The 24,077-nt window shown below is 66.1% G+C and carries 23 protein-coding genes and 1 pseudogene; 16 read left to right on the forward strand and 8 right to left on the reverse strand.

Annotated features, from left to right (window positions below; genetic code table 11):
• Nucleotides 1–107: 107 nt before the first annotated feature.
• From DID99_RS01595 to DID99_RS01630, 8 genes are all read left to right on the forward strand, one after another.
• A complete protein-coding gene (locus DID99_RS01595; RefSeq protein WP_124665925.1) occupies nt 108–971 on the forward strand; it encodes an alpha/beta fold hydrolase in 864 nt (287 codons plus the stop codon).
• Between the two features lie 16 nt (nt 972–987).
• Entirely contained in the window at nt 988–1,998 is a 1,011-nt protein-coding gene (locus tag DID99_RS01600) for a VOC family protein (RefSeq protein ID WP_124665926.1), read from the forward strand.
• On the forward strand, nt 1,995–3,761 hold the full coding sequence (locus DID99_RS01605; protein WP_124665927.1) for a bifunctional 3-(3-hydroxy-phenyl)propionate/3-hydroxycinnamic acid hydroxylase: 1,767 nt from the start codon (nt 1,995–1,997) through the stop codon (nt 3,759–3,761). Before DID99_RS01600 ends, DID99_RS01605 begins: the two co-directional genes overlap by 4 nt.
• Nucleotides 3,762–3,787: 26 nt before the next feature.
• Nucleotides 3,788–4,597, forward strand: a complete 810-nt coding sequence (locus DID99_RS01610) for a 2-keto-4-pentenoate hydratase (RefSeq protein WP_124665928.1) — start codon at nt 3,788–3,790, stop codon at nt 4,595–4,597.
• Complete coding sequence (locus DID99_RS01615; protein ID WP_124665929.1) at nt 4,594–5,541, forward strand: acetaldehyde dehydrogenase (acetylating); 948 nt, start codon at nt 4,594–4,596, stop codon at nt 5,539–5,541. The genes DID99_RS01610 and DID99_RS01615 overlap by 4 nt, the downstream gene beginning before the upstream one ends.
• 11 nt (nt 5,542–5,552) lie before the next feature.
• The gene (dmpG, locus tag DID99_RS01620) at nt 5,553–6,584 is read left to right on the forward strand and encodes a 4-hydroxy-2-oxovalerate aldolase (RefSeq protein WP_124519448.1); all 1,032 of its coding nucleotides are present in this window, start codon (nt 5,553–5,555) and stop codon (nt 6,582–6,584) included.
• 78 nt (nt 6,585–6,662) lie between these two features.
• Nucleotides 6,663–7,718, forward strand: coding sequence for an amidohydrolase family protein (locus DID99_RS01625; RefSeq protein ID WP_124665930.1), 1,056 nt, complete (start codon nt 6,663–6,665; stop codon nt 7,716–7,718).
• Nucleotides 7,719–7,837: 119 nt separating this feature from the next.
• Complete coding sequence (locus DID99_RS01630; protein WP_124665931.1) at nt 7,838–8,563, forward strand: OmpW family protein; 726 nt, start codon at nt 7,838–7,840, stop codon at nt 8,561–8,563.
• 163 nt (nt 8,564–8,726) lie between these two features.
• Here DID99_RS01630 and DID99_RS01635 read toward each other — a convergent pair whose 3' ends face one another.
• The 7 genes and pseudogenes from DID99_RS01635 to DID99_RS01665 form a co-directional block, all read right to left on the reverse strand.
• On the reverse strand, nt 8,727–9,212 hold the full coding sequence (locus DID99_RS01635) for a TetR/AcrR family transcriptional regulator (RefSeq protein ID WP_124665932.1): 486 nt from the start codon (nt 9,210–9,212) through the stop codon (nt 8,727–8,729).
• Nucleotides 9,213–9,293: 81 nt separating this feature from the next.
• Nucleotides 9,294–9,965, reverse strand: coding sequence for a membrane integrity-associated transporter subunit PqiC (locus DID99_RS01640; protein ID WP_260444527.1), 672 nt, complete (start codon nt 9,963–9,965; stop codon nt 9,294–9,296).
• Between the two features lie 26 nt (nt 9,966–9,991).
• Nucleotides 9,992–11,587, reverse strand: a pseudogene (locus DID99_RS01645) (intermembrane transport protein PqiB).
• Between the two features lie 39 nt (nt 11,588–11,626).
• Nucleotides 11,627–12,961 carry a paraquat-inducible protein A gene (locus DID99_RS01650; protein ID WP_124665934.1) on the reverse strand — a complete coding sequence of 445 codons (1,335 nt, stop codon included), beginning with the start codon at nt 12,959–12,961 and terminating at the stop codon, nt 11,627–11,629.
• A gap of 129 nt (nt 12,962–13,090) precedes the next feature.
• Entirely contained in the window at nt 13,091–14,557 is a 1,467-nt protein-coding gene (locus DID99_RS01655; RefSeq protein WP_185733719.1) for an efflux transporter outer membrane subunit, read from the reverse strand.
• Nucleotides 14,557–17,727: an efflux RND transporter permease subunit gene (locus DID99_RS01660; protein WP_124519531.1), complete on the reverse strand. Its 3,171-nt coding sequence runs from the start codon at nt 17,725–17,727 to the stop codon at nt 14,557–14,559. The genes DID99_RS01655 and DID99_RS01660 overlap by 1 nt, the downstream gene beginning before the upstream one ends.
• The gene (locus DID99_RS01665) at nt 17,724–18,890 is read right to left on the reverse strand and encodes an efflux RND transporter periplasmic adaptor subunit (protein WP_124665936.1); all 1,167 of its coding nucleotides are present in this window, start codon (nt 18,888–18,890) and stop codon (nt 17,724–17,726) included. The genes DID99_RS01660 and DID99_RS01665 overlap by 4 nt, the downstream gene beginning before the upstream one ends.
• A 342-nt stretch (nt 18,891–19,232) precedes the next feature.
• Here DID99_RS01665 and DID99_RS01670 point away from each other — a divergent pair, with 342 nt between their 5' ends.
• From DID99_RS01670 to DID99_RS01680, 3 genes are all read left to right on the forward strand, one after another.
• Nucleotides 19,233–19,997 (forward strand): TetR/AcrR family transcriptional regulator, encoded by a 765-nt coding sequence (locus DID99_RS01670; protein ID WP_409362688.1) that lies wholly within the window; start codon nt 19,233–19,235, stop codon nt 19,995–19,997.
• A 374-nt stretch (nt 19,998–20,371) separates the two neighbouring features.
• Nucleotides 20,372–20,668, forward strand: coding sequence for a type II toxin-antitoxin system RelE/ParE family toxin (locus DID99_RS01675; RefSeq protein WP_059449128.1), 297 nt, complete (start codon nt 20,372–20,374; stop codon nt 20,666–20,668).
• Nucleotides 20,669–20,670: 2 nt separating this feature from the next.
• Nucleotides 20,671–21,039, forward strand: a complete 369-nt coding sequence (locus DID99_RS01680; protein WP_124519438.1) for an addiction module antidote protein — start codon at nt 20,671–20,673, stop codon at nt 21,037–21,039.
• A 367-nt stretch (nt 21,040–21,406) separates the two neighbouring features.
• Here the strand turns inward: DID99_RS01680 and DID99_RS01685 are convergent, their stop codons facing one another.
• Nucleotides 21,407–21,736 carry a DUF3693 domain-containing protein gene (locus DID99_RS01685; protein ID WP_124665938.1) on the reverse strand — a complete coding sequence of 110 codons (330 nt, stop codon included), beginning with the start codon at nt 21,734–21,736 and terminating at the stop codon, nt 21,407–21,409.
• Nucleotides 21,737–21,968: 232 nt separating this feature from the next.
• Between DID99_RS01685 and DID99_RS01690 the strand changes: the two genes are divergently transcribed.
• The 5 genes from DID99_RS01690 (at nt 21,969) to DID99_RS01705 (ending at nt 24,077) form a co-directional block, all read left to right on the forward strand.
• The gene (locus DID99_RS01690; RefSeq protein WP_124665939.1) at nt 21,969–22,394 is read left to right on the forward strand and encodes a hypothetical protein; all 426 of its coding nucleotides are present in this window, start codon (nt 21,969–21,971) and stop codon (nt 22,392–22,394) included.
• A 114-nt stretch (nt 22,395–22,508) separates the two neighbouring features.
• Nucleotides 22,509–22,646, forward strand: coding sequence for a hypothetical protein (locus tag DID99_RS37095; RefSeq protein WP_185733720.1), 138 nt, complete (start codon nt 22,509–22,511; stop codon nt 22,644–22,646).
• Between the two features lie 2 nt (nt 22,647–22,648).
• Complete coding sequence (locus DID99_RS01695) at nt 22,649–22,831, forward strand: hypothetical protein (RefSeq protein ID WP_124665940.1); 183 nt, start codon at nt 22,649–22,651, stop codon at nt 22,829–22,831.
• Nucleotides 22,831–23,106, forward strand: coding sequence for a hypothetical protein (locus DID99_RS01700; RefSeq protein WP_124665941.1), 276 nt, complete (start codon nt 22,831–22,833; stop codon nt 23,104–23,106). The genes DID99_RS01695 and DID99_RS01700 overlap by 1 nt, the downstream gene beginning before the upstream one ends.
• Nucleotides 23,103–24,077 (forward strand): phosphoadenosine phosphosulfate reductase family protein, encoded by a 975-nt coding sequence (locus DID99_RS01705; protein WP_124665942.1) that lies wholly within the window; start codon nt 23,103–23,105, stop codon nt 24,075–24,077. Before DID99_RS01700 ends, DID99_RS01705 begins: the two co-directional genes overlap by 4 nt.

Here is a 24,077-nt window from a genome sequence, read left to right on the forward strand (position 1 = left end):
AACGAGAATATTGTCATGATGACAACTATCTCATTATTAACACCAAGCAAGTTCGATCAACCGTCTGGAGCGACCACGCCGTGAATGCCCCGTCCATGACTCACGCAATGATTCAACGTACCGTTCGGGTCGGTGCGCGGACCATTTCCTTTACCGAAGCAGGCGAGGGGCCGGTGGTGCTCATGCTCCACGGCGGCGGCCCCGGCGCTTCCGGCATGTCCAATTACGCCCGCAATGTCGGCGCGCTCGCATGCGTCCACCGGGTCGTCGTGCCCGACATGCCGGGCTACGGCAAATCGACGAAGGGGCTGGATCGCGGCGATCCGTTCGGCGACCTGACGGCGAGCATGCTCGGCATGCTCGATGCGTTGCGCATCGAGCGCGCGCACGTCCTCGGCAACTCGCTCGGCGGGGCATGTGCGTTACGCATGGCGATCGAGCGTCCGGCCGCGGTGGGGCGCCTCGTGCTGATGGGGCCCGGCGGCGTGGACACGACGCGCGCATTGCCCACGCCCGGCCTCAAACGTCTGCTGAACTATTACAAGGGCGAAGGCCCGACACTGCAAAAGCTCGCGGCGTTCATCCGGGGCGACCTCGTCTACGACGGCAGCCTGGTATCCGATGCGACGCTCCAGGAGCGCTTTCAGTCCAGCATCGATCCGGAGGTCGTCGCCAGCCCGCCGTTGCTCGGGCCCAAAGGCATTCCGAATTTCAGGAATCTCGATTTCACGCGCGATCCGCGCCTGGCCGCCGTACAGAATCCGACGCTCGTGCTGTGGGGAACGGAGGACAAGGTCAATCGACCAAGCGGCGCACGCTCGCTGCAGCGGCGCATGCCGAACTGCGACGTGCACCTGTTCAGCAAGACCGGCCACTGGGTGCAGTGGGAGCGCGCCGACGAATTCAACGCGATGGTGGTGGCGTTTCTGGCCGAGGACCGCGTTGACGCGCGCGTCGTCCGCCGCGTCTGATCCGGAGCGCGTCGCCATGCCTACCATCGCCAGTTCGCCGGCCGCGCCCGACAGCTTGTTCGGTCGCGTGCATCTCGGCTATTTGCTGATCCAGTCCGTCCGCCTGGACGCATGGAGCACGTTCGTCACCGAGGGGCTCGGGCTGCATGCGGATCGTCCGCTACGCACGGTGCTCGCGTGTCGGATCGATGCGCACCAGCGCCGATTGATTATCCACGAGGGGCAAGCGGAAGACGTCACCGCGATCGGCTGGCAACTGGCCGATGACGCGGCGTTGCAGCTCGTGCTCGCGCGGCTGTCCGCGCTCGGCATCGATGTCCGGGAGGGCAGCGCGAATGAAGCCGCGCTGCGAGGCGTGCAGCGATTCTGGTACTTCACCGGACCGAAGCGGCTGCGCACCGAGCTGTTCACCGATGCGGTGCTGAGCGATTCGCCATTGCAGATGAAGGCGAGCGGATTCGTGACCGGCGCATCCGGCCTGGGGCACGTCGCGATCACGACGCGTCGGCCGGAAGCGATGCAGGCGTTCTGGAAGAAGGTGTTCGACGCACGCTTGTCGGACGAGATCGAGGACAAGATCGACGGCCTGAATCTCGACTTCGCGTTTCTTCGACTGAACGAGCGCCACCATTCGCTTGCAACCGCGTCGACGCGCGGCATCCGTATGAATCCGCTGCGCACGCAGATCCACCACCTGAATCTTCAGTGCGTATCGCTGGACGACGTGACTCAGGCCTACTTGCGATGCCGGTCGATGGGATACCCGATCGCCAATACGATCGGCCAGCATCCGAACGACCGCGAGCTGTCGTTCTACGTTCGGACACCGTCGGGCTTCGAGATTGAACTGGGCTGGAACCCGATCGTGGTGGACGAGCGCGCGTGGCGCACGACGACCTACCAGGGGATCAGCCTGTGGGGCCATCGCCCGGAGAACCTGACCTTGCGCGGCCGGCTGGGCCGTGCCCGGCGCGCGTTCGCATCGCTGCTGCATCCGGAATTCATCATCCAGGGAGACCAAACATGAACGCAGTGCATCAGGACGATGCGTGCGACGTCGCTATCGTGGGGCTCGGACCGACCGGCCTCGTGCTTGCGCACCTGCTCGGCCAGGCTGGCCATCGCGTCGTGGTGCTCGAGCGCGAGCCGGTGTTTTACGGCAATGCCCGCGCTGTTTATACCGACGACGAATGCATGCGGATCTTCCAGCATCTGGCGGTAGCCGACGAATTGCAGGCACGGATGATGATGGAAACGCCGGTGCAGCTCGTGCGCCCCGACGGCACGCCGATCACGCAATACATGCCGCGCAAGCGGCCGCTCGGCTGGCCGATCATCAACTTCTTCTACCAGCCGTATCTCGAAACGACGCTGTCGGACACGCTGTCGCGCTATCCGAACGTCACGATCCGGCGCGGGCGCGAAGTCGTCGATTTCTCGCAGGACGCCGACGGCGTCGGCATCGTGCACCAGGCCACGCGTGAAGCGCGCTTCAGCGATGCGACGGATGCGCGCACGAGCATGAACAACGATCCCGACGTGCAGTCGTTGCGGGCGCGGTACATGGTCGGCGCGGACGGCGGGCGCAGCATCGTTCGCACGCGGCTCGGCATCGACATGGCCGGCAAGAGCTTTCCCGAGCCGTGGCTCGTCGTGGACATCGAGCGCAAGCCGGGTACCGACGCGCTGCGTCACCTGCCGTACTTCAATTTCGTCGTCGACCCGAAGCTGCCGGTCGTGAGCTGCGTTCAGCCCGACAAGTTCCACCGCTTCGAATTCATGCTGATGCCCGGTGAAACGAAAGAGAACATGGAACGGCCGGAGACGGTGCGCGCGTACCTGTCCCGGTTCGTCGACCCGGACCAGTTCGTCGTCAAGCGCAAGCTCGTCTATACGTTCAACGCGCTGATCGCGGCCAAATGGCGGGTCGGCCGCGTGCTGCTCGCAGGCGACGCGGCACACATGACGCCGCAGTTCATGGGGCAGGGGGCCAGTTCCGGCGTGCGCGATGCGTACAACCTCGGATGGAAGCTCGACCTCGTGCTGCGCGGCGCCGCCGGCGACGCACTGCTGGACACCTATCAGTCAGAGCGCCACGCGCACGCCAAGGCGATGATCGACGTGTCCGTGCTGCTCAAGAACGTCGTGTCCGTGCGCAATCCGCTGGGCACGCTCGTGCGCGACACCTCGCTCGCGGTCATCCGGATGATCCCTCCGCTCAAGCGCTGGTTCCAGGAGGGGGGCTTCAAGCCGGCGCCGGTCTATAAAAAGAACGCGTACGTCGGTTTGCCGCGGCGGCGCCGCAACGGCCCGGAGGGCGCGCTCGCCCCGCAACCCGACGTGCGCCGGTTCGACGGCGCGAGGCAACGGATGGACGACGTGCTCGGGCGCGGGTTTTCGCTCGTCGGCCTGAACGTCGATCCCTCCCGGTATCTGGACGATGCGTCCGCCGAAGCGCTGCAGGCATTGTCGGTACGGTACGTCACGCTCTATCCGTATGGCGGGCGTCCGCAAGGGCTCGAAGGCGTCGAACGCGACAACCGCAACGGCGGCGCAACCGAGGTCGAGGACATCGACGGCAACATGATCGCGTGGTTCGCGAAGGCCGGGTTTCGCGACAAGGCCGTGGCGATCCTGCGGCCCGACCGGTTCGTATTCGCCGTCGTACCCGTGACCGAACTCGAACGCGCCGTGACGCGCCTGCGCGACCAGCTCGGTGTGCCGAACACCCGCAGCGGCACCCGCGCGGCCGTGCCGGCCGAGGCATCGTCGCTCGCCAGGGCCGCCTGAATTCCGACTCTCTCGTTCCATCAATCATGTCACCATTGCCCGATCACTCCCGTATTCACGCCGCCGCCGACGCGTTGCGCAATGCGCGCGCGACGCGCATCCCGATCGAACCGATTGCCGAGCGGTTCGGCATTGCCGGGGTCGCTGCCGCGTATGCGGTGGCCGAAACGAACACGGCGGCGCGGATCGCTGCCGGCGCGCGCATCGTCGGCAGGAAAATCGGCTTGACGTCGCGCGCGGTGCAGCGGCAACTCGGTGTCGATCAGCCCGACTTCGGCGTGCTGTTCGACGACATGGCGCATCTCGACGGCGACGATGTGCCGATGAATCGCCTGCTGCAACCGAAGATCGAGGCCGAGATCGCATTCGTCGTCGGGCGCGATCTCGACGACGACGCGCCGAGCTATGGCCGCGTACTGTCATCGCTGGCCTATGCGCTGCCGGCGCTCGAGATCGTCGACAGCGCAATCGCCGATTGGCGGATCACGCTCGAGGACACCGTCGCCGACAACGCGTCGTGCGGCGCATACGTGCTCGGTCATCAGCCCATTGCACTCGGCCGGCTTTCGCTCGGCGAACTAGGAATGACGATGACGAAACAGGATGCAGTGGTATCGACAGGCGTCGGCGCCGCCTGTCTCGGCCATCCGTTGCGCGCGGTTTACTGGCTCGCCTGCACGATCGCGCGTCACGGACAGAGGCTGCGCGAGGGCGACGTGATCCTGTCCGGCGCGCTCGGCCCGATGGTGGCGGTGGCGAGCGGGGACGTCATTCGAGCGCAGATCGGCGCGCTTGGCAGCGTGCATTGCCGCCTGGGCGAAGGAGCGTCGCGATGAGCAGGAAACTCAAGGTCGGTATCGTCGGCAGCGGCAACATCGGCACGGATCTGATGATCAAGATCCTGCGGCACGGCGAACACATCGAGATGGGCGCGATGGTCGGCATCGACGCGGCGTCGGACGGGCTGCGGCGTGCGGCCCGGATGGGTGTCGCCACGACGCACGAAGGCGTCGAAGGGCTTGCGCGGATGCCTGGCTTCGACGACATCGACATCGTGTTCGACGCGACGTCGGCGTCGGCCCACGCGCACAACGATGCGCTCCTGCGTGCGTTCAAGCCCGGCATCCGCATGGTCGACCTGACGCCGGCAGCTATCGGCCCGTACTGCGTACCGGTGGTGAACGGCGAGCGCCATCTGGATGCGCCCAACGTCAACATGGTGACGTGCGGAGGACAGGCGACGATCCCGATGATCGCGGCGGTGTCGCAGGTCGCCAACGTTCACTACGGCGAGATCGTCGCATCGATCTCGAGCAGGAGCGCAGGGCCGGGTACCCGCGCCAATATCGACGAATTCACCGAAACGACGGCGCGCGCGATCGAAACCGTCGGTGGCGCCGCGAGAGGCAAGGCCATCATCGTGCTCAATCCGGCCGAGCCGCCGCTCATGATGCGCGATACGGTGTACGCCCTCAGCGATTTCGCCGACGAAGCGCGCATCGAAGCCTCCGTCGCGCGAATGGTGGAAGCGGTGCAGTCGTATGTGCCGGGCTATCGCCTGAAACAGCGCGTGCAGTTCGATCGCATCGAATCCGATCGGCCGATCCGCATTCCGGGCGTCGGCGAACGCATGTCGGGCCTCAAGACTTCGATCTTCCTCGAAGTCGAGGGGGCCGCCCACTACCTGCCCGCCTACGCCGGCAACCTCGACATCATGACGAGCGCAGCCATGGCGATGGCCGAACGGGTCGCCGCCCGCATGCTGCGCGACGCAACGTGAGATTCCCGACCATGGACAAGAAGATTTACATCTCCGACGTGACATTGCGCGACGGCAGCCACGCGATTCGCCACCAGTACAGCATCGCGCAGGCGCGGCAAATCGCCATGGCGCTCGACGCTGCGCGGGTCGATTCGATCGAAGTCGCGCATGGCGACGGCCTGCAGGGCGGCAGCTTCAACTACGGTTTCGGCGCACACACGGATGTCGAATGGATCGAAGCGGTCGCCGGTGCCGTCACCCACGCGAAGGTCGCCACGCTCCTGCTGCCCGGTATCGGCACCGTGCACGATCTGCGCGCCGCGTACGACGCTGGCGCACGCATCGTGCGGGTCGCCACGCATTGCACGGAAGCCGACATTTCCCGTCAACACATCGAATCCGCGCGTGAGCTCGGCATGGAGGCCGTGGGCTTCCTGATGATGAGTCACATGCACACGCCCGTCGGGCTCGCCGAGCAGGCGAAGCAGATGGAAAGCTATGGCGCGACGTGCTGCTACGTCGTGGATTCCGGCGGCGCGATGAACATGAACGACGTGCGCGATCGCGTCCGCGCGTTCAAGGACGTGCTGAAACCGGAAACGGAGGTGGGCATTCACGCGCATCACAACCTGAGTCTCGGTGTGGCGAACTCGATCGTCGCCGTCGAGGAGGGCTGCGATCGCGTCGACGCGAGCCTGGCGGGGATGGGGGCCGGGGCGGGGAACGCGCCGCTCGAGGTATTCATCGCGGCGGCCGAGCGCCTTGGTTGGCGTCACGGTACGGATCTGTACCGGCTGATGGATGCGGCGGACGAAATCGTTCGGCCGCTGCAGGATCGCCCGGTGCGCGTCGACCGCGAAACGCTCGCGCTCGGTTATGCCGGGGTGTACTCCAGCTTCCTGCGCCATGCCGAACTGGCCGCCCGAAAGTATGGCCTCGGCACGGTCGATATCCTCGTCGAGCTGGGGCGACGCGGCATGGTGGGTGGGCAGGAAGACATGATCGTCGATGTTGCGCTGGATCTGTCGAACGCACGGGCCGCATCCGGGCATGCGACGTAGCGACTGATTCGTTTTGCGCGAAGACGCGCCTGAATAATATTTTGTCATCCATATCAATGTTTCGCGCCGGAGCAGATCGTGCACCGAATCGACGTCCATCATCATTTCGTTCCGCCGGCCTATCGCGACGCAATGTCCAGGCATGGCATACAGAAGGTCGCCGGCGCGGCGTTGCCGGAATGGCATGCGCAAGCGTCGCTCGACGTGATGAACGTGAACGGGATTCAGGCGGCACTGCTGTCGATCTCGGCGCCGGGCGTGTATTTCGGCGACGTCGAAGAGGCACGCACGCTCGCTCGTCAATGTAACGAATATTCGGCGCAGCTCTGCGATGCGCATCCCGGCCGCTTCGGTTCGTTCGCGGTTCTGCCGATGCCGTTTACCGAACTGGCCTGCGCGGAAGCCGTTCATGCGCTCGACGTGCTGAAGGCGGACGGCGTCGTGCTGCTCGGCAGTACGGAAGGAAAGTTTCTCGGCGCACCGGAATTCGACGAACTGATGGCCGAACTCGATCGTCGGCAGGCCGTCGTGTTCGTGCATCCGAACCTGCATCGGACAAGCGAGGCGCTCGGGCTGGGTGCGCCGGGATTCCTGATCGAATTCCTGTGCGATACGACGCGCGCGGCGGTCAATCTGCTGCTGACGGGGACGCTGGCGCGTTACCCGAACATTCGCTGGATTCTCGCGCATGCGGGCGGATTCCTGCCTTACGTCGCGTGGCGCGTGTCGCTGGCCAACCTGATGCCGGAATACCTTGCTGCGGTACCGGCCGGCGTGCTCACGACCATTCGTCGATTCCACTTCGACACGGCATTGTCGCCAGCCGCGTATCCGCAGGCCGCATTGCGCGAACTGGTCGAGCCGACGCAGATCCTCTTCGGCAGCGATTTCCCGTTCGCGCCGGCACCGGTCACCGCCATGCAGCGCGACACGCTCGAACGGTCGCCCGTTTGGGATACCGACGCGCGCGCCGGCATCGAGCGCGGCAACGCATTGCGCCTGTTCCCGCGTTTTGCCGGCGGCGCGGAGCGTGTCGCCGGTACGCCCTCGGCCGAGGACGGCCCGCTGGCGTCGCTCAGGCGCGCGGCTGCCGGCGCGGGCGTCCGGTTGATCGACCGGCTCAGAGACCGCTGAATCCCGTTTCGTCCGGAACCCTGGACGCGCATGCCGGGCGGATGACCTCCGTCCGGCGGCGACGCATGCCGCCGTTCCCCGGCGGCGCCATCCTGCACATCACAACAATCGGAGACACCATGAAGCATACGAGCGCGGCAATTCTTCTGTCGATCGCGGCGATGTCGTGCGCCCGCGCACAATCGGCCGGTCAGTGGGTCATGAACGCCGGATGGCTGCACATGGCGCCGCAGGATTCGAGCGAGCCGCTGACGGTCAACGCGCTCGGGCGCTCGGGCACGGTGGCGGGTAGCGGCGCGAGCGTGGCCGATACCGATACGTTCGCGCTGACGGCGACCTATTTCGTCACGGATCACGTCGCAGTCGAGACGATCCTGGGCATTCCGCCGAAATTGCATCTGAGCGGCACGGGCTCCCTGTCGTCGCTCGGCGAACTGGGGACGGCTCGCGCATGGAGCCCGGCGATTCTCGCGCAATATCATTTCGGCGAACCGTCGGCCCGCTTTCGGCCATACGTCGGCGCGGGTCTCACCTATGTATGGTTCAGGGACGTACAGCTGAGCAACAAGGTCGCGAGCGGCGCATTCCTGTATTCGCCGACGCTCGGCAATCGCCTGGAGGGCCCCACGTCGGTGGCGCTGAGCCATTCCTTTGCGCCGATCGTCAACGCCGGGCTCACGTACAACATCGATCCGCACTGGTCGGTCGGCGTGTCGGTCGCCTACGTGTGGCTGTCGACGAAAGCCGACCTGAGCACGCGATCCGCGGTCGGAACCGTGACCAGTTCGACGCGGATCAAGATCGATCCGATCACGACTTTCGTGTCGGTCGGGTATCGGTTCTGAACGGGATCAAGCGGCTGGCGCCCATTCGACAGCCAGCCTTTGCGGAAGGCCGGCGTCCGCCATTGTGCGGATACTCGTTCGGGACGGTCGGATTGATGGACCGGGCGGCCGCCCGAACGGCGCGCATCACGGTGTCTTGCGTCGGCTCGTCGTAACGTGCGTATTACGCACCGGCACGCATCAGTGCGACGCCGAGCACTGCCGCGCATTCGGCCGACGATGGCATGCGCTCCGAGGTGTCCGCCGCACCGCTCGCCGAAGCAGGCTCGGCGTGCAGCCGGTCGACGATCTGCCGGATCCCGGCATCGCGCAGCGCGTACAGGTGCACCTCGACCCACAGCGGGAAACATTCCCAGCCGGCGGCGATGTCCGCGGAGCCGGCGGTGCGGGAGCCTCGGTGCTCATGCGCTGCCGGCCGCATTTTCGCCAGTAATTTCGGGCGGTCGCGACGCAGGATTTCGATCAACAGCTCGCGCTTGTGCCCGAAGTTCGCATAGAACGCGCCGCGCGTATAGCCAGCACGCTCGACGATATGCTCGACGGTCGTATCGGCGAAGCCCTTCGCGATGAAGCATTCGCGAGCGGCGGCGATGAGCCGTTCGCGGGTGTCGAGCCGGCGCTGCATGCGGGTCAGGCGGGCGGTTTTCATCCTGTGCTGTCCGTGCGGTGGAAATGATTGAAGTGGCGCGACGTCGCGCCGCGGGAAATGTCGCGTCGTCACGGCGCAGATTCAATCGTCGAGCGCGTCCGGCGCACCGCGATCGACAGCGGGGGGCGCGATCGGGCGCCCGGGTGCGCCCGCGCGGCAATCGGCCGGCGGCGCGGCGTGCGCGGCCGCCGCGCGAATGCCCGCGGCGATCCCGAGCGCGAGCGCATCGAGCGCGCGACGCTGCGCGTCGACGAGTGCTTCGTAGCCCGTCGACGCACCGGACCGAACGATGCTGCGGCACGTCAGTGCCGGCTGTCTGGACCCGGAACTCACACTCCATGTCGCATCGAGCAGCACGTGCGATGCCGGCCAGGATTCGATTCGCTGGACGTCCACCGCGACCCGGTAGACGGGCGCGCCGTCCGGGTGGGCGACGCGATGAACATCGATCGTGCCGAGCCGGGACGCGACGCGCGTCGACAGTCCGCCGCGCATCTCGTCGCCGAGCGGCGCGGCCCAGCGCTCCTGCTCCAGGATGTCGGTCCGATCGGGGCCGCGTTGCACGACGAGCCGGCTGCCGTCCGCAGGCGCCGCAACGTGCACGGCCTGGATGTCGATCAGCCAGGCGGGATGCGCGGCGGTGGCCTCAACACCCGCATCGTCTGTCACCGCGAGGGTATGGAAATGCACCGGCGGCGACGCGCACGCGCTCAGCACCGCGAGTGCGACGCACGTCGCGATGCGCGCCGGCATACGGAGACGACCAAACGAACGCGCTTTCATTGGCGGTCCCCCTTCTTGCCGAACAGCAGCGATTCGGGATGACGTTCCAGATAGTCCGCAAGCGCATTCAACGACTGCAGCGTTTGCGTGAGCGACTGCATCGCCTCATGAACGTCCGACTGCATCGGCGAATTCTGCCCCAACGTCGACTCTGCCGCGCTGAACGTGCGTTGCGCGGCGGCCAGCGTGTCGCGCGCCTGCGGCACGACCTGCTCATCGAGGTGACCGAACAACTGGTTCGCATGCGCGAGCGCGCCGTTCAGATTGTTGCCGATCCGGTCGAACGGCACCTGATCGAGCTTGCGCGCGATGTCGGCGATCTGCACCTGCAGTTCGTCGAGCGTGTTGGGCACGGTCGGCAGTTCCACCGGCGTGCGGCGCGCGTCGACGCTCGCGTGCGGCGCCTTCGGGAACATGTCGAGCGCCACATAGAGCTGACCGGTCAGCAGGCTGCCGGTACGCAACTGCCCGCGCAGCCCCTGGAGCACCAGGTGTTGGAGCAGTTCGTGGCCGCCGGCCGTATCGGGCGCGGGCAGCGCCGTATCGCTGTGTCGGCTCAGTCGCGACGGATACAGCGCCATCGCGACCTTCATGCTGAAGTTGCGCGTGTGTTCGTTGTACTCGATCCCGATGTTCGTGACCTGACCGAGCACGATGCCCCGCAGATCGACCGGCGCGCCGACCGACAGCCCGCGCAGTGACTGGTCGAAGCGCATGACGACCATCAGCGGCGTGCCGTCGGGGTCGCGCATCGCGTCGGCTTCGTCGGGGGCGAGCCGGAACGGCGTGTTGTCGGCTGCCTGCGGCGCGTCCGCTTGTCCGGGCGGCGACTGAAACGCGAGACCGCCGACGATCACGGTCGCCAGCGACTGCGTGTTGAGTTTCAGGCCGCTCGAATCGAGCCGAAGATCCACGCCGCTCGCGTGCCACCAGCGCGTATTGACGCTGACGTACTTGTCGTAGGGCGCCTTCACGAACGCCTGAACGTCGACGCCCGTACCGTCCTTGTCGAGCGAGAATCCCACGACCTGACCGACCTGCACATGCCGGTAGAACACCGGCGAGCCGATGTCGACCGAGCCCAGCGAGTCGCCGTGCAGCAGAAAGCGTCGGCCCTGCTGGTCCGCGGTGACGGCGGGCGGCGTCTCGAGACCGGTGAAATCGGTCTGCTTCTGCGACGAGCGGCCAAGATCCGCGCCGATGAATGCGCCGGAGAGCAGCGTGCCGAGGCCGGAAATGCCGGTGGCACCGACGCGCGGTCGAACGACCCAGAAGCGCGTGTCGCGGTTCGCGAAGCGCGCGGCCTCGTGCGTCAGCTGAATGCCGACGACCACGCGCTTGAAGTCGGGCGTGAGCGTGATGGTCTGGACGGTGCCGATATCGACGTCCTTGTAGCGGACCTTGGTCTTGCCGGCTTCGAGGCCCTCGGCGTTGGCGAACGTGACCGTGATCGTCGGACCGTTGGCGGTGACGGTCCGGATCACGAGCGACAGCCCGATCAGCGCGCACACGAGCGGCACGATTCAGACGAGAGACGGGATCCAGCGGCTGCGCGGCCGGATCTCGGGCGGAGAAAAATCGAAAGAAGACATCGTTTTGGAATTCGAAATAAAGCGGGCGCTTGCGCCGGTTCAAGGTTGGTGATGGGCGGCGGCGGGGCGGGGCGCGCCGTCCCAGATGAGCCGCGGGTCGAACTGCATCGACGCGCACATGGTCAGCACGACCACGGCGCCGAACGCGAGCGCGCCGGGGCCGGGCGTGATGTCGGCGAACGACCCGAAATGCACGAGCGCGATCGTGAGCGCCACGACGAATACGTCGAGCATCGACCAGCGCCCCACGCGCTCGACCAGCCGATGCAGCCGGGCTCGTTCGAGCGGCCGCCATCGCACGCCGCGATGGGCGGCGATCGCCTGGAATGCGAGGGCCGCAAGCTTGAGCATCGGCACGAGCACACTCGCGATGAACACGATGACGGCGAGTGCCCAGTCGCCGGACATCCAGAAGTACGCGACACCGCCGAGGATCGTGTCGTCCTCGGCCCGGCCGAGCGAGGTCGCGTGCATGACGGGCAACAGGTTCGCCGGGATATAGAGCAACGCAGCGGCAGCGACGAGCGCGCCCGTGCGCGCGATGCTGTGCGGACGGCGCGCGTGCAGCGGCGATCCGCAGCGCGTGCAGCGCTCGCCGCATGTGTGTGCCGGCTGCACGCGCGCGCAGAGGTGACAGGCGATCCATCCCGCGGCGCGGGCCGTCATGCCCGCCGATCCGCTGCTTTCCGCGGCCCGGGGCGCCGCATGTCGCGTCGTGTCGGGGCGGGGCGGTTTCGCACGCTCGGCATCGCCTGGCCGCAGTGCGACGAGTTCGTCGTGCGCTTCCCACAGTCGGGCCGGTTCGATCGTCGACAGCACGCAGAGCATCACGGTAAGCCCGGCGAACGCGAATAGCGCGGGCCCGGCAAGCACGTGTGCGAGGCTCGTCAGTTTGACGATCGTGATGAGCACGCCGAGCATCAGCACCTCGACCATGCTCCACGGCCGCAATCGGTGAATGCCGCGCAGCACTTGCGCGAAGTGGCGCGGTACGCGGCCCGCGCGCAACGGCGCGAGCAGGTACAGCCATGCGGCGAGCTCCAGTATCGGAAACAGCATCGTCGTGCAGAACACGAGCGCGGCCACCAGCGGCTGACCGTTCGACCATAGCGCGCGAACCGCGTCACCGAGCGTCGCATGCGACGCGATGCCGGCCGCATCAAGCGCGACGATCGGAAAGGCCTGCGCGACGCAACACGTCACCAGCGCGGCGACCGTCAATGCGCACAGCCGGTCGAGCGAGCGGCGGCCGTGCGCCGCACCGCTCACGCGAGCGTGGCATCTCGGGCAGTGCGCCGTGAGCGCGCGCAGGCGCGGCGGACGCTGAATCAGCAGGTCGCATTCGTGGCAAGCGACCAGGTTGTCGGATTTCATCGGGAATCAACCATGCGGGTAATGAAGGCCCGGCGCCGCGCGATGCACGGTACGCCGGGCATCGGGCTTCGAGACTGCGGACCGGTGCGGCCCGAAGGCGCGCAGCCGGTCCATCGACGCAAGCAGCGGCTATTGCCGGGCCGCGACCGTCGTGCCGGTGGCGGGCGGCAGTTCGCCCATTGCCTGCAGCAGCGCCGCCGTATCGGTCATCCGGCGGCTCGCGGCACGCACCGCATCGAGTTCCGCGTTCAGATAGAGCTGTTCGCTCGACCGTTGCGCGGACATCGGAACGGCACCCAATGTGCGGCGTTGCGCCGTTTCGTGGAAAGCCTCGCCTGCCGCGCGCGCCGCGAGTTCGTTCGCGGCCAGTCCTTGCGCGTCGTTGTCCAGCGCGGCGAGCGAATCGGCGACATCGCCGAATGCGGACAGCACCGCCGCCTTGTACTGCAGCACCGCGGCGTCGTACGCATCGCGCGACGCCCGCCGGTGAGCCAGCAGCGCACCGCCGTGGAAGATCGGCTGCGACAGCCCGGCGCCGACGGCCCACAGCCCGCCCGCGCCCGACAACAGCGCTGGCCAGCTGAAGCCGCCGCGCCCCATCGTCGCGGTGAGCGACAGGCTCGGGAACAACTGGGCGGTCGCCTCGCCGACGTCCGCCGATGCCGCCTTCACGGCTGCCGCGGCCGCGCGGATGTCCGGCCGTGCCTTCAGCAGGTCGGACGGCACGACCACGGGCACGTGTTCCGGCAGCGACAGTCCAGTGTAGGAGGGGACCGGAGGTGGCGCGTCGGGCGTGCGGCCCAGCAGGATCGCGAGCGCGTGAACCGCGCTCGCACGCTGCTGGCGCAGCGGCGGCAGCGTCGCGGCGAGCGACGCCGCGCCCTGCGTCGACGCCAGCGACTGCACGTGGGACACCGCGCCGAGCGCGTAACGTTGCTGGTCTTCGACTGCGGATGCCTCGGCAACGGCGACCAGGCGCTCCGTCAGCAGGATCTGGCGGTCGAGCGTCGCGGCGCGGATGGCGGTGCCGACGATGTTGGCCGCCAGCGCACGCCTTGCCGCTTCGAGCTCGCAACCGCGCACGTCGACGCGCGCGGCGCTCGCCTCGTTCGCGTATCGCGTGGCGCCGAACAGGTCGAAGGTGTAATGCGCCTGCAGTTGCCCGACGAAGACGTTGTAGCGCAGGCTTTGCGCGCCCGCGCCGGAGATGTCGGGCGTGCGCGTGCGGGCCACCTGCGCGTTCGCGTCGATCGACGGCAGCGTCGACGCCCCGATCTGCGCGCGCAGCTCCTCCTGCGCGGCGGCGAGCGTCTTTTCCGCCGCGGCCAGAGTCGGGTTCGCGCGCAGGCCTTCGTCGACCAGCGCGTCGAGCGCGCTGGATCGATACAGGCGCCACCATTGCGGGACGGGCGCGGCGCCGACGTCGAACTGCTGCGCGACGCCTGCCGCTTCGGCGGTGCGCGGCGCCTGAGGCGTCGCGCCGTAGTGCGCCGGCGACGGCATCGCGGGCGGCGTGCTGCTCGGGGCCATTGCACAGCCGCTCAGGCAGAGCGCCGCGCTCGCGGCGAGCACCGATGTGGTAAGGGGAAATTTCATCAGCATGTCTCCGAGGACGCGACGTCCATTGCGTGCGACTCGCGTTCGTCGCTGCGCACCTTGAAGCAGGTCGCATAGAGGGCCGGCAGGAAGAAGATGGTCAGCACCGTCGCGATCGTGATACCGCCCATCAGCGCGGTGGCCATCGGGCCGAAGAAGCCGGAACGCAACAGCGGAATCAGCGCGAGCACGGCGGCCGCGGCGGTCAGCATGATCGGCCGGAAGCGGCGCACGGTCGCGCCCACGATCGCGGTGAAGCGTGGCTGCCCGGCCGCGATGTCCTGGTCGATCTGGTCGACCAGGATCACCGAGTTGCGCATGATGATCCCGAACATCGCGATCACGCCGAGCAGCGCGACGAAGCCGAACGGCTTGCCGAACAGCAGCAGCGCCGCGACCACGCCGATCAGGCCGAGCGGGGCCGTCAGCACGACGATGAAGGTGCGCGAGAAGCGCTTGAGCTGGATCATCAGCAGCGTCAGCACCGCGATGATCATGAGCGGCATCTGCGCGTTGATCGACGTCTGGCCCTTCATGCTCTCCTCGGCTGCACCGCCGACCTCGATCCGGTAACCGGTCGGCAGCGTGGCGCGCAGCGTCGCCAGGGTGCCGTCGATGGCGCGCGTCACGCCGATGCTCGGCGCTTCGCCACGAACGTCGGCCTGCACCGTGACGGTCGGCTGGCGGTCGCGTTCCCAGATCACGCCGTATTCGAGCGTGTCGCGCACGTGGCCGATCGTGCCGAGCGGCACGGGGCCGTGCGGCGTCGGGATCGCCAGGCCGGCGAGCTGCGACGGGTCGATCCGTTCGCGCTTCGGCGCGCGCAGGTCGACGTCGATCAGCTTGTCGCGTTCGCGATACTGCGTAACCGTATAGCCGGACAGCGTCATCGCGAGGAAACTCGACACGTCTTCCGACGTCACGCCGAGCTGGCGTGCCTTCAGTTGATCGATTTCGAACGACACCGATCGCTCCGCCGGCTCGTCCCAGTCGAACTGCACGTTGCGCGTGCGGGCATCGGCGCGCATCTTGTCCGCCACTTTTTCGGCAATGCCGCGAACGGTCGCGATGTCGTCGCCGCTCACGCGGAACTTGATCGGAAAGCCGACGGGCGGCCCGTTCTCGAGGCGCGCGACGCGCGTGCGCACGGTCGGGAAACGGCTTGCCAGCGTCGACTCGAGCCAATGCGACAACCGGTCGCGCGATTCGACGTCCTTGGCCGTGATCACGAACTGCGCGAAGTTCGGCTGCTGGAGCTGCTGGTCGAGCGGCAGGTAGAAGCGCGGCGCACCGGTGCCGACGAAATCGACGACGTGATCGATTTCGGGCCGACCGTCGAGCACCTTCTCGAGCCGCGTGGCCTCACGCAGTGTCGCGTCGAACGAAGCGCCTTCCGGCAGGCGCAGGTCGACCAGCAGCTCGGGGCGCTCCGAGTTCGGGAAAAATTGCTGTGGCACGCGCGTGAATGCCGCCATCGCGATCGCGAACAGCACGGCCGTTACGCCCAGCACCACCCAGCGGCGCTCGATGCACGCCGAGATCCATCCGGACAGCCGCCGGTAAAAGCCCGTTTCATAAACGTCCTGCCCATGTGCATGAGCGTCGTGATGCTGCTGCTCGGGCAGCATGTGGTAGCCCAGCAGCGGCACCAGCACGACGGCCGCGAACCACGACACGATCAGCGAGATCGCGGAAACCTCGAAGATCGACCGCGTGTATTCGCCGGTGCTCGATTTCGCGAGCGCGATCGGCAGGAAGCCCGATACCGTGACGAGCGTGCCGGTCAGCATCGGGAACGCCGTGCTCGTGTAGGCGAAGGCCGCCGCGCGCGCGCGGCTCCAACCCTGCTCGAGCTTCACCGCCATCATTTCGACGGCGATGATCGCATCGTCCACCAGCAGCCCCAGCGCGAGCACCAGCGTGCCGAGCGACACCTTGTCGAGGCCGATGCCGAACACGTGCATGCACAGTGCCGTCACGGCGAGCACGATCGGAATCGTGATGACGACGACCATGCCGGTGCGCAGGCCCAGCGACACGAGGCTGACGACGAGCACGATCGCGACGGCTTCGCCGACCGCTTCGACGAAATCGTCCACCGAGTGCTTGACGGCATGCGGCATGCTCGACACCGCGGCCAGCTTCAGTCCGGCGGGCAAACCAGCCCGGAGCTCGGCTGCCTTCGCGTCGAGCGCCTTGCCGAGGTCGATCACGTCACCGCCTTTTTGCATCGTTACGCCGATGCCGAGCACCGCGTGACCGTTCGTACGCATCTGCGTGACGGGCGGATCGTCGTAGCCGCGCGTGACCTTCGCGACGTCGCCGAGCCGGAACGTCCGGCCGTTCACCGTGATCAGCATGTCGGCGAGCGCCTGCGTGTCCTTGAACGCGCCGCTCGGCCGCACGAATACGCGGTCGTCCGATGTCGTGATCGTGCCGACCGGTGCGACGGCGTTTTGCGCGTCGATGGCCTGCGCGAGCTGCTGCGGCGTGATCGCGAGCCGCGTCAGTTGCGCGTTCGAGATCTCGACGAATACGTGCTGGGCGGGGTCGCCGAAGTAGTCGACCTTCGCGACACCCGGCACGCGCAACAGCACGGTGCGCAGCTTGTCCGCGTAATCGTGCAGTTGCGCGGGCGAGTAGCCGTCGCCTTCGAGCGCATAGATGTTGGTATAGACGTCGCCGAATTCGTCGTTGAAGAACGGGCCGACAGTGCCCTTCGGCAGCGTCGCCCGGATGTCGCCGACCTTCTTGCGCACCTGATACCAGGTTTCCGGCACCTGGTCGACCGGCGCCGAATCCTTCATCGCAAAGAAGATCATCGACTCGCCGGGGCGCGAATAGCTCTTGATGTTATCGACGTAAGGCGCGGCCTGGAGCTGGCGGCCGATCCGGTCCGTGACCTGTTCCTGCACTTCGCGCGCCGTGGCGCCCGGCCAATAGGTCTGGATCACCATGGTTCGGAACGTGAACGGCGGATCCTCCGATTGCGCGAGGCGCGTATAGCCGATCATGCCGAAGATCGTCGCGAGGCCGATCAGGAAGATCACCAGTTGCTGATGCTTCAGCGCCCATGCCGACAGATTGAAACCGCCGTCATCGCGCGACGCGGCACCGCTTTGTGCGCCGAGCGCACCGTCCATCGAGGACCGGTGTTCTGGACCGTTCATGATGCGAAGTCCTCCGCATGCAGCGGCGGCACCACGCGCACGTGCTGGCCGGTACTCACCGTATGGACGCCTTGCATCACGACACGCTCGTTTTCCGCGAGGCCGGACGTGACCGTGACCGTACGCTCGTCGTAGCGTCCGACCGTTACCGGGCGCAGTTCCAGCGTGTCGCTGCCTTTGCGAATGACCCAGACCGCCGGCGCTTCGCCGCGATGGAAGAGTGCGGTGGCCGGCAGCGTGATCGCGTGGTCCACGGCGGTGTCGGTGGCGCCGTCGAACGAGATGCTGGCGGTCATCCCGGAGCGGACGTCCGGCCCCGGCGCGACCAGCGTCAGCTTCACGCGCCAGGTGCGGCTTTGCGGATCAGCGGCCGCCGCGACTTCGCGCACGCGTGCGTCGAGCACCTTGCCCGGCAGTGCCGTCAGGCTGACGTGCGCGGTGCGGCCGACCGCGAGATCGCGCAGATCGCGCTCCGCGACGTCGCAGACGATGTCGAGGTCGCCGCTCCAGTCCAGATGAAACACCGCCTGGCCGGGCTCGACGTTCTGCCCGGTATCGGCATCCTCCGACGTGATGACGCCGTCGTGATCCGCGACCAGCGTCGCGTAGCGCAGGTGATCGCCCGCGAGCGCCATTTGCGCGAGCGCGGAATCGCGTTGCGCGACCGCCGATGCATACGCGTCCTGCGTTGTCTCGAGCTGCGCGGGCGCGATCAGGTTGGCCTGAGCCTGCGCGCGGTCGCGATCCAGTTGCTGCTTCGCATAGGCGAGGCGATGCTCGGCGGCATCGAGCTGCGCGCGCGCGTTCAGCAACGTGTTGTGCAGATCGGCCGGATCGAGCATCGCGAGGGTCTGGCCGGCCTTGACGGTGTCGCCGATTCGCACGCGCCGCTCGACGATCTTGCCGCCGACCCGGAACGACAGCGGCGTCGAATATCGCGCCTGAACCTGCGCGGGCAGCACGCGCTGCACGGCGCCATTGTCCGCATGAACCGGCAGCGCGACCACCGGTTGCAGTTCGGGCGCCGGGGCCTCGTGCGAGTGGCAAGCCGCGAGAAGAATCGCACAGCAGGCGAATGCGATCGGGGCGCGCCGAAGCGGTGGCGCGATGCGTGTCAGAAACGGGCGCGTTGAAGTCCGCGCGTCAAGTCCGGGTGATTTCACGATGTTTCCAAGACAAGTGAGGGTCAAACTAAAAATGATTCGGCGACCACGGCGGGTCACCCCGGTTTATGCAGGCGCGCGAGGGCGTCTCCGCCGACGGTGCGCATGACGATCAATCAGTACTCCGACGTTCGAGGTGCAGATCGTTCCGATTGCCGACATGACACGGCTTGCGCACGACGATGGCCGCCGAGTGTGCCGACGGGGCCGCCTGCGCGTCACCGACGCTCGCTGGCGTGGGTCCGGAACAGTGTCCGGACAGGAACCGGTTCTGCTATTTTCGAGATTAGACTCATAACTGATAATGTTGTCAAGTATGAGCGAGTCATCTAGAATTGCGTCATGCAGAAAATTCTTATGGAAAGGGAAGGTGCGCTCGTGGACGACAAACCGGTCCGGCCGCGTCGCCCGAATGCGTCAGTGGCGGAAGCGGAACAGCGTCAACCCCGCGGCGCCCGGCGCAAGGAGGCGACACGTATGCGCTTGCTGCGGGCGGCGTTCGGCCTGATGGCGGAAAAGGGCAGGGACAACGTCGCGATCAGTGAGATCACCGAGGCGGCGGATGTGGGGTTCGGCTCGTTTTACTACCACTTCGAATCGAAGGACGGCATCTTCGCCGCGCTGACCGAGTGGGTGTTCGACGATTTCGCGGACGGGCTCGAGCGTCTTGCGAGCGGTTTGTCGGATCCGGCCGAGGTCGTGTCGGTTTGCGTGCGTCACACGCTGATGCGCGCGCGCCGCGAGCGGCTGTGGGGGCGGTTCCTGATGCGGGAGGGCTTTTCCGCGCGTGCGCTCGACCACGGGCTGGGCCGGCACTTGCGGCGGGACAGCGAGCGCGGAATCGCGGCACGCCGCTTCGTCGTCGGCGATCCGTTCATGAGCGTGCTCGCGATGACGGGGACGATCCTGGCGGCGATCGCGGCGGAGTGCTACGCGGCCGACACGGCTGAGGGCGAAGCGAGGAAGCCGGCGGGAGACGAAGGCCGGCTCCCCGAGCGGGCCGCGGCGATGGTGTTGCAGACGCTAGGCCTGACGCGCGCCGAAGCAAAGGACGTGGCGAACCGACCATTGCCGCCCGGCGACTTCACCGCTGCGGAGAGCTGTTGACGGTTGGTTGCCGTCGACGCGGGGCTGGCCGAAATAGTGAGGCTTTGACACAACGATCCTTGAGGAGTCGCGCTTGCACGACAGCGAATGGTGCGGACGCGTCGGTCCTGAATCACGGTAAACGAATTGTGCATCCAATTGCACGGAAATCCCGCATCGGGAAGCGGCCGCATGCCTGGGCCTCGAGGGGCAATCGACAGGCAACCCGGTGTAGGCCGTCTACGGGTATGCCCAAAGAGAGAAAACGTGCGGAAGTGAGCACGAGAGGCTGCGACTTCGGACTCCGCCCGCCGCGTCCGACAGCGGCGAGCGCCGATTAGGCGAAACCGCACGAGGCAGTAGCTGCAGTGTCCCCCATAGGTTACAATCCATTCATGTTCAAAGTCCTGACCACCCCCCAATTTGATAGCTGGCTCGACGGGCTTCGCGATCCGGTCGGCAGCGCGGCAATCAGTCTGCGCATCGAGCGGGCGAAGCTCGGCAACCTTGGCCAGTGGCGCGCAGTCGGTGACGGTGTCAACGAAATGAAGATCGACGTCGGGCCGGGATACCGGGCGTACTTCGTGCGGCGCGGAAAAATCATCGTCGTGGTGTTGTGTGGCGGGGACAAGTCGACGCAAAAAAAGGACATCAAGACGGCGAAGCAAATCGCCGGTGAACTGGAGGATTGAAGATGAAAATCAGCGAACTGGCCGAATTCGACGGCTCGAAGTACCTGAAGGACGAGGAAACGATTCGTCACTACCTGGCGCAAGCGTTCGAAGATGGCGATCCGCGCCTGATCCAGGCCGCGCTCGGGAACGTCGCGAAAGCGCGCGGCATGACCGCGCTGGCGCGCGAGTCCGGCGTAAAGCGCGAAGCACTCTATCGTGCGCTGTCGGAAGGTGGGAACGCGGAGTTTGCAACGATCATGAAGGTTGTCGGCGCGTTGGGATTGCATCTGACCGTTGCGCCGGCACAGTCGGCGGCCGAAGCGACGCCGGAGCCAGCTCCGACACGAACGCGCGCCCGCCCGCGCGCCCGCACTGCGGCGCATGCGTAGCGTCACCGGGGCCGACCGCGAATGTCGCGCCGGTCCACCGTGGTCTATGCAGCCGGCTGGGCCGGCGGAATGGCGTATGGATCGAAGCTCACGACTTCTTCGTCGAGCCAGTCGTTCAATCACCGCGCGAGGGCGGCGGCGAATGGGCGGTCGTGCTTCGCGCGCGAATCGCGTCGACGACGTTCCTGCCACGCACGTAGTGCACGAGGTTGCGCTGGCTCGAAAAGTAATGCGACGCGTGCACGCCGAGCCAAGCGAGCATTTCGTCGGGCGTCAGTTTTTGCCGAATCGGAGCATCGGTTTGGTCAGCCCTCGTAGTTGACATAACGTGAAGACTAGTCCTGCCCCAAAGCTAACTTAGCTGGCGTTACACCTGCGGGATCAAAGCCCCACAAGCGTTAGCGGGTAGCGCCAGCCACCGAAAACCCTTGGAAAATTTTTCCAGAAGGCCAGACCAGACAGCTCGTGCCTCGTCAGTTTTCGCACGCTCGACTTGCATCGCAAACAGGACTTCGGCCGGGTCGATTTCGCAGATCTGAGCGATCTTGATCGCCATCGCATCGTCGAAGTGGCTGCGGCCCTTGCGGTAGTTCGTGAGGGCAGACTGACCAACGCCGAGCAGTTTGGCGAGGGCATAGTCGGACGGAAGATCGCGCTTGATCTTCGCAAGGTCCAGATAGTGGTCACAGTTCAGCATTGAAATCCCCCCTTGGATCAATAGGTTGCACGGTACTGCAAGGTTCTTGATCCTGCAACCTGCACAAACTTTGCACGTGCAAGATACTTGCATGCTTTACGAATCTTGCAGTATTCTCCGGCTGTCGCCCCGCAACCGGCTAAAACCCCCGCCGGTGCTGGACTTGCTACCCGGCTGTCGGGGCGATGTTTCACCAAAACATCGTCTCGGGGGTTGAATAGGGGGCAGCAAAATGCAGGATTCGCCGCAACAGACCGTTACAAATCTCACCGCTTCGAAACCCGCCGATACCTCGGAAAACGGTGCCAGATCGATAGGCGAAGCACCGGCAAATGGCCGGACTATCCGCTACAGCATCCTTCAAGAAAACGGCCTGCGCAGCGTCGTAGGTGAACCGCTCACCATCAAGAACGGGCAGGGCATGACCTTTGGCGTGCACTGCAACGTCTACCACTCGTTCGACAGCCCGCAGCGCTACGTCGTCACCCACATCGAATCAGGATTCAGCGTCGGCAACGCCGCGATGCGCATGCTCGCGATCGATGACGCACGCGAACGAGTCACGCAAGCCGACAAGGCCGGCACGTTGGCGCTTTCGGTCGAAAACGCCATGCGACTGCGCGCGGACGTGCTCGCAAAGACCGGCCGGGCGGGATAAGGCGCAGATCGCGCGCCTGTTCCGCCCGGCCGCGCTGTCTGTACAGGTCATCAATTCCAGGGGCGGGTATCAGCTTAGTCCAATCGGACTGCTAATCACCGTATGGAGTGAACCATGTCGCAAATTCACCTGAAGCATGCACGAATCCATCCGTCGAGCCTGGGCGGTTTCACGCTGGAAGGCCCGTATTTCCGCCGTCACTGGCGTGTCGCTCGCGCGCTCGATCGCTTCTTCTATTGGCTGGGGGCTTGATCATGATCACGCTCCACTACAAGCATTACCAACCGCAGGTATTGTTCGGGATTGTGGTTGACGATTTCGGCCTTGTGCGCTCATTGCCGGAAGATTTTGGGCTGTCGCAGGCCTACTACATGGCGTGGGATTTCGCGCTGGACGGCGGCGCAATCCCGGAGGTGAGCGAGGGGGCATTGCACTGATGGCCACTTCGACCGCTTTTTCTGACCTCGGATACCGCCTCGACGACGGCGATATCGGCTATCTCGGCGATTCGCACATTTCGTTCACGCCTCGGCCGACGCCGCGCGTTTCGGATATCAAGCCGACATCGACCGGTAGCGCTGCATGCGCCGCGCTCGTTGACCTCGTTCATCACCGCTTCCCGGCCGCGCATGAATCACGCAGCGAACGGAATGCAGTGACGCCCGAGCGCTATTGGGCGGCGATCAGTCGCATCGGAAGAGGTTTCGCATGAGCGAGAGGCGGATCCTCCACGTCGTTTCCCTGTCTGGCGGCAAGGACAGCACCGCGACGCTGCTCGTCGCGCTCGAGCTGCACGGCCGCGAGAGCGTGCGCGCCGTGTTCGCCGACACCGGCAACGAGCACGAGGCGACGTACGAGTACGCGCTGGAGTACCTGCCGCGCGTACTCGGCGTCTCGGTCGACGTTGTGCGCGCCGACTTCACCGACGAGTTCGCTACGAAGCGCGCAAACCTCGCGCGGATCGCCGCGGGCGAGCCGGAATCGGCCGTCTACGGAAAGCGTGAGTTCATGTACGCGTGGACGCGCGAGGCGGCGGCTCGCGCGCTCGACCTGCTGCACCCGACGGGAAACTCGTTCCTTGACCTGTGCATGGTGCGTGGCGGCTTCCCGTCCCGCAAGCGCCAGTTCTGCACCGAATATCTGAAGCGCAACCCGCTCACCGAGTATCAGCTCGACCTGATCGATCAGGGCTTCGCGGTTGAATCATGGCAAGGAGTTCGCGCCGACGAAAGCGAGGCGCGCCGCTGGCTCCCCTCGTACGAGGCTCGCGGCGGTCATTACTCGGTGTATCGACCGATCCTGCGATGGAACGTAGCTGACGTGTTCGACGCGCATGCAGCAGCAGGGATTCGCGCGAATCCGCTGTATCGCGAAGGAATGGCACGGGTTGGCTGTATGCCCTGCATCAACGCTGGGAAGTTTGAACTGCGGGAAATCGCGCGCCGCTTTCCCGAGCACGTGGAGCGGATCGCGGAATGGGAGGGCCTCGTCTCCGACGTTTGCCGGCCGGGCAGCCCAGTGTCGTTTTTTCACCGCGGCACGCAAGGCCACACCGGCAAGGTGAGCACGATTCTCGATGTTGTCGAATGGGCGAAGACCACACGCGGCGGCCGGCAGTACGACCTTCTCGCGGACGCCGAACCGGCGACAGCATGCGCTTCCGCTTACGGGCTCTGCGAGTAA

Source organism: Burkholderia sp. Bp8986, assembly GCF_003854225.1.
Taxonomy (GTDB): domain Bacteria; phylum Pseudomonadota; class Gammaproteobacteria; order Burkholderiales; family Burkholderiaceae; genus Burkholderia.

Coding starts and splice junctions, on each gene's coding strand:
- DID99_RS01595 (WP_124665925.1), top strand. CDS start 108: ATGATTCAACGTACCGTTCGGGTCGGTGCGCGGACCATTTCCTTTACC.
- DID99_RS01600 (WP_124665926.1), top strand. CDS start 988: ATGCCTACCATCGCCAGTTCGCCGGCCGCGCCCGACAGCTTGTTCGGT.
- DID99_RS01605 (WP_124665927.1), top strand. CDS start 1,995: ATGAACGCAGTGCATCAGGACGATGCGTGCGACGTCGCTATCGTGGGG.
- DID99_RS01610 (WP_124665928.1), top strand. CDS start 3,788: ATGTCACCATTGCCCGATCACTCCCGTATTCACGCCGCCGCCGACGCG.
- DID99_RS01615 (WP_124665929.1), top strand. CDS start 4,594: ATGAGCAGGAAACTCAAGGTCGGTATCGTCGGCAGCGGCAACATCGGC.
- dmpG (WP_124519448.1), top strand. CDS start 5,553: ATGGACAAGAAGATTTACATCTCCGACGTGACATTGCGCGACGGCAGC.
- DID99_RS01630 (WP_124665931.1), top strand. CDS start 7,838: ATGAAGCATACGAGCGCGGCAATTCTTCTGTCGATCGCGGCGATGTCG.
- DID99_RS01635 (WP_124665932.1), bottom strand. CDS start 9,212: ATGAAAACCGCCCGCCTGACCCGCATGCAGCGCCGGCTCGACACCCGC.
- DID99_RS01640 (WP_260444527.1), bottom strand. CDS start 9,965: ATGCCGGCGCGCATCGCGACGTGCGTCGCACTCGCGGTGCTGAGCGCG.
- DID99_RS01650 (WP_124665934.1), bottom strand. CDS start 12,961: ATGAAATCCGACAACCTGGTCGCTTGCCACGAATGCGACCTGCTGATT.
- DID99_RS01655 (WP_185733719.1), bottom strand. CDS start 14,557: ATGAAATTTCCCCTTACCACATCGGTGCTCGCCGCGAGCGCGGCGCTC.
- DID99_RS01660 (WP_124519531.1), bottom strand. CDS start 17,727: ATGAACGGTCCAGAACACCGGTCCTCGATGGACGGTGCGCTCGGCGCA.
- DID99_RS01670 (WP_409362688.1), top strand. CDS start 19,233: ATGCAGAAAATTCTTATGGAAAGGGAAGGTGCGCTCGTGGACGACAAA.
- DID99_RS01675 (WP_059449128.1), top strand. CDS start 20,372: ATGTTCAAAGTCCTGACCACCCCCCAATTTGATAGCTGGCTCGACGGG.
- DID99_RS01680 (WP_124519438.1), top strand. CDS start 20,671: ATGAAAATCAGCGAACTGGCCGAATTCGACGGCTCGAAGTACCTGAAG.
- DID99_RS01685 (WP_124665938.1), bottom strand. CDS start 21,736: ATGCTGAACTGTGACCACTATCTGGACCTTGCGAAGATCAAGCGCGAT.
- DID99_RS01690 (WP_124665939.1), top strand. CDS start 21,969: ATGCAGGATTCGCCGCAACAGACCGTTACAAATCTCACCGCTTCGAAA.
- DID99_RS37095 (WP_185733720.1), top strand. CDS start 22,509: ATGTCGCAAATTCACCTGAAGCATGCACGAATCCATCCGTCGAGCCTG.
- DID99_RS01695 (WP_124665940.1), top strand. CDS start 22,649: ATGATCACGCTCCACTACAAGCATTACCAACCGCAGGTATTGTTCGGG.
- DID99_RS01700 (WP_124665941.1), top strand. CDS start 22,831: ATGGCCACTTCGACCGCTTTTTCTGACCTCGGATACCGCCTCGACGAC.
- DID99_RS01705 (WP_124665942.1), top strand. CDS start 23,103: ATGAGCGAGAGGCGGATCCTCCACGTCGTTTCCCTGTCTGGCGGCAAG.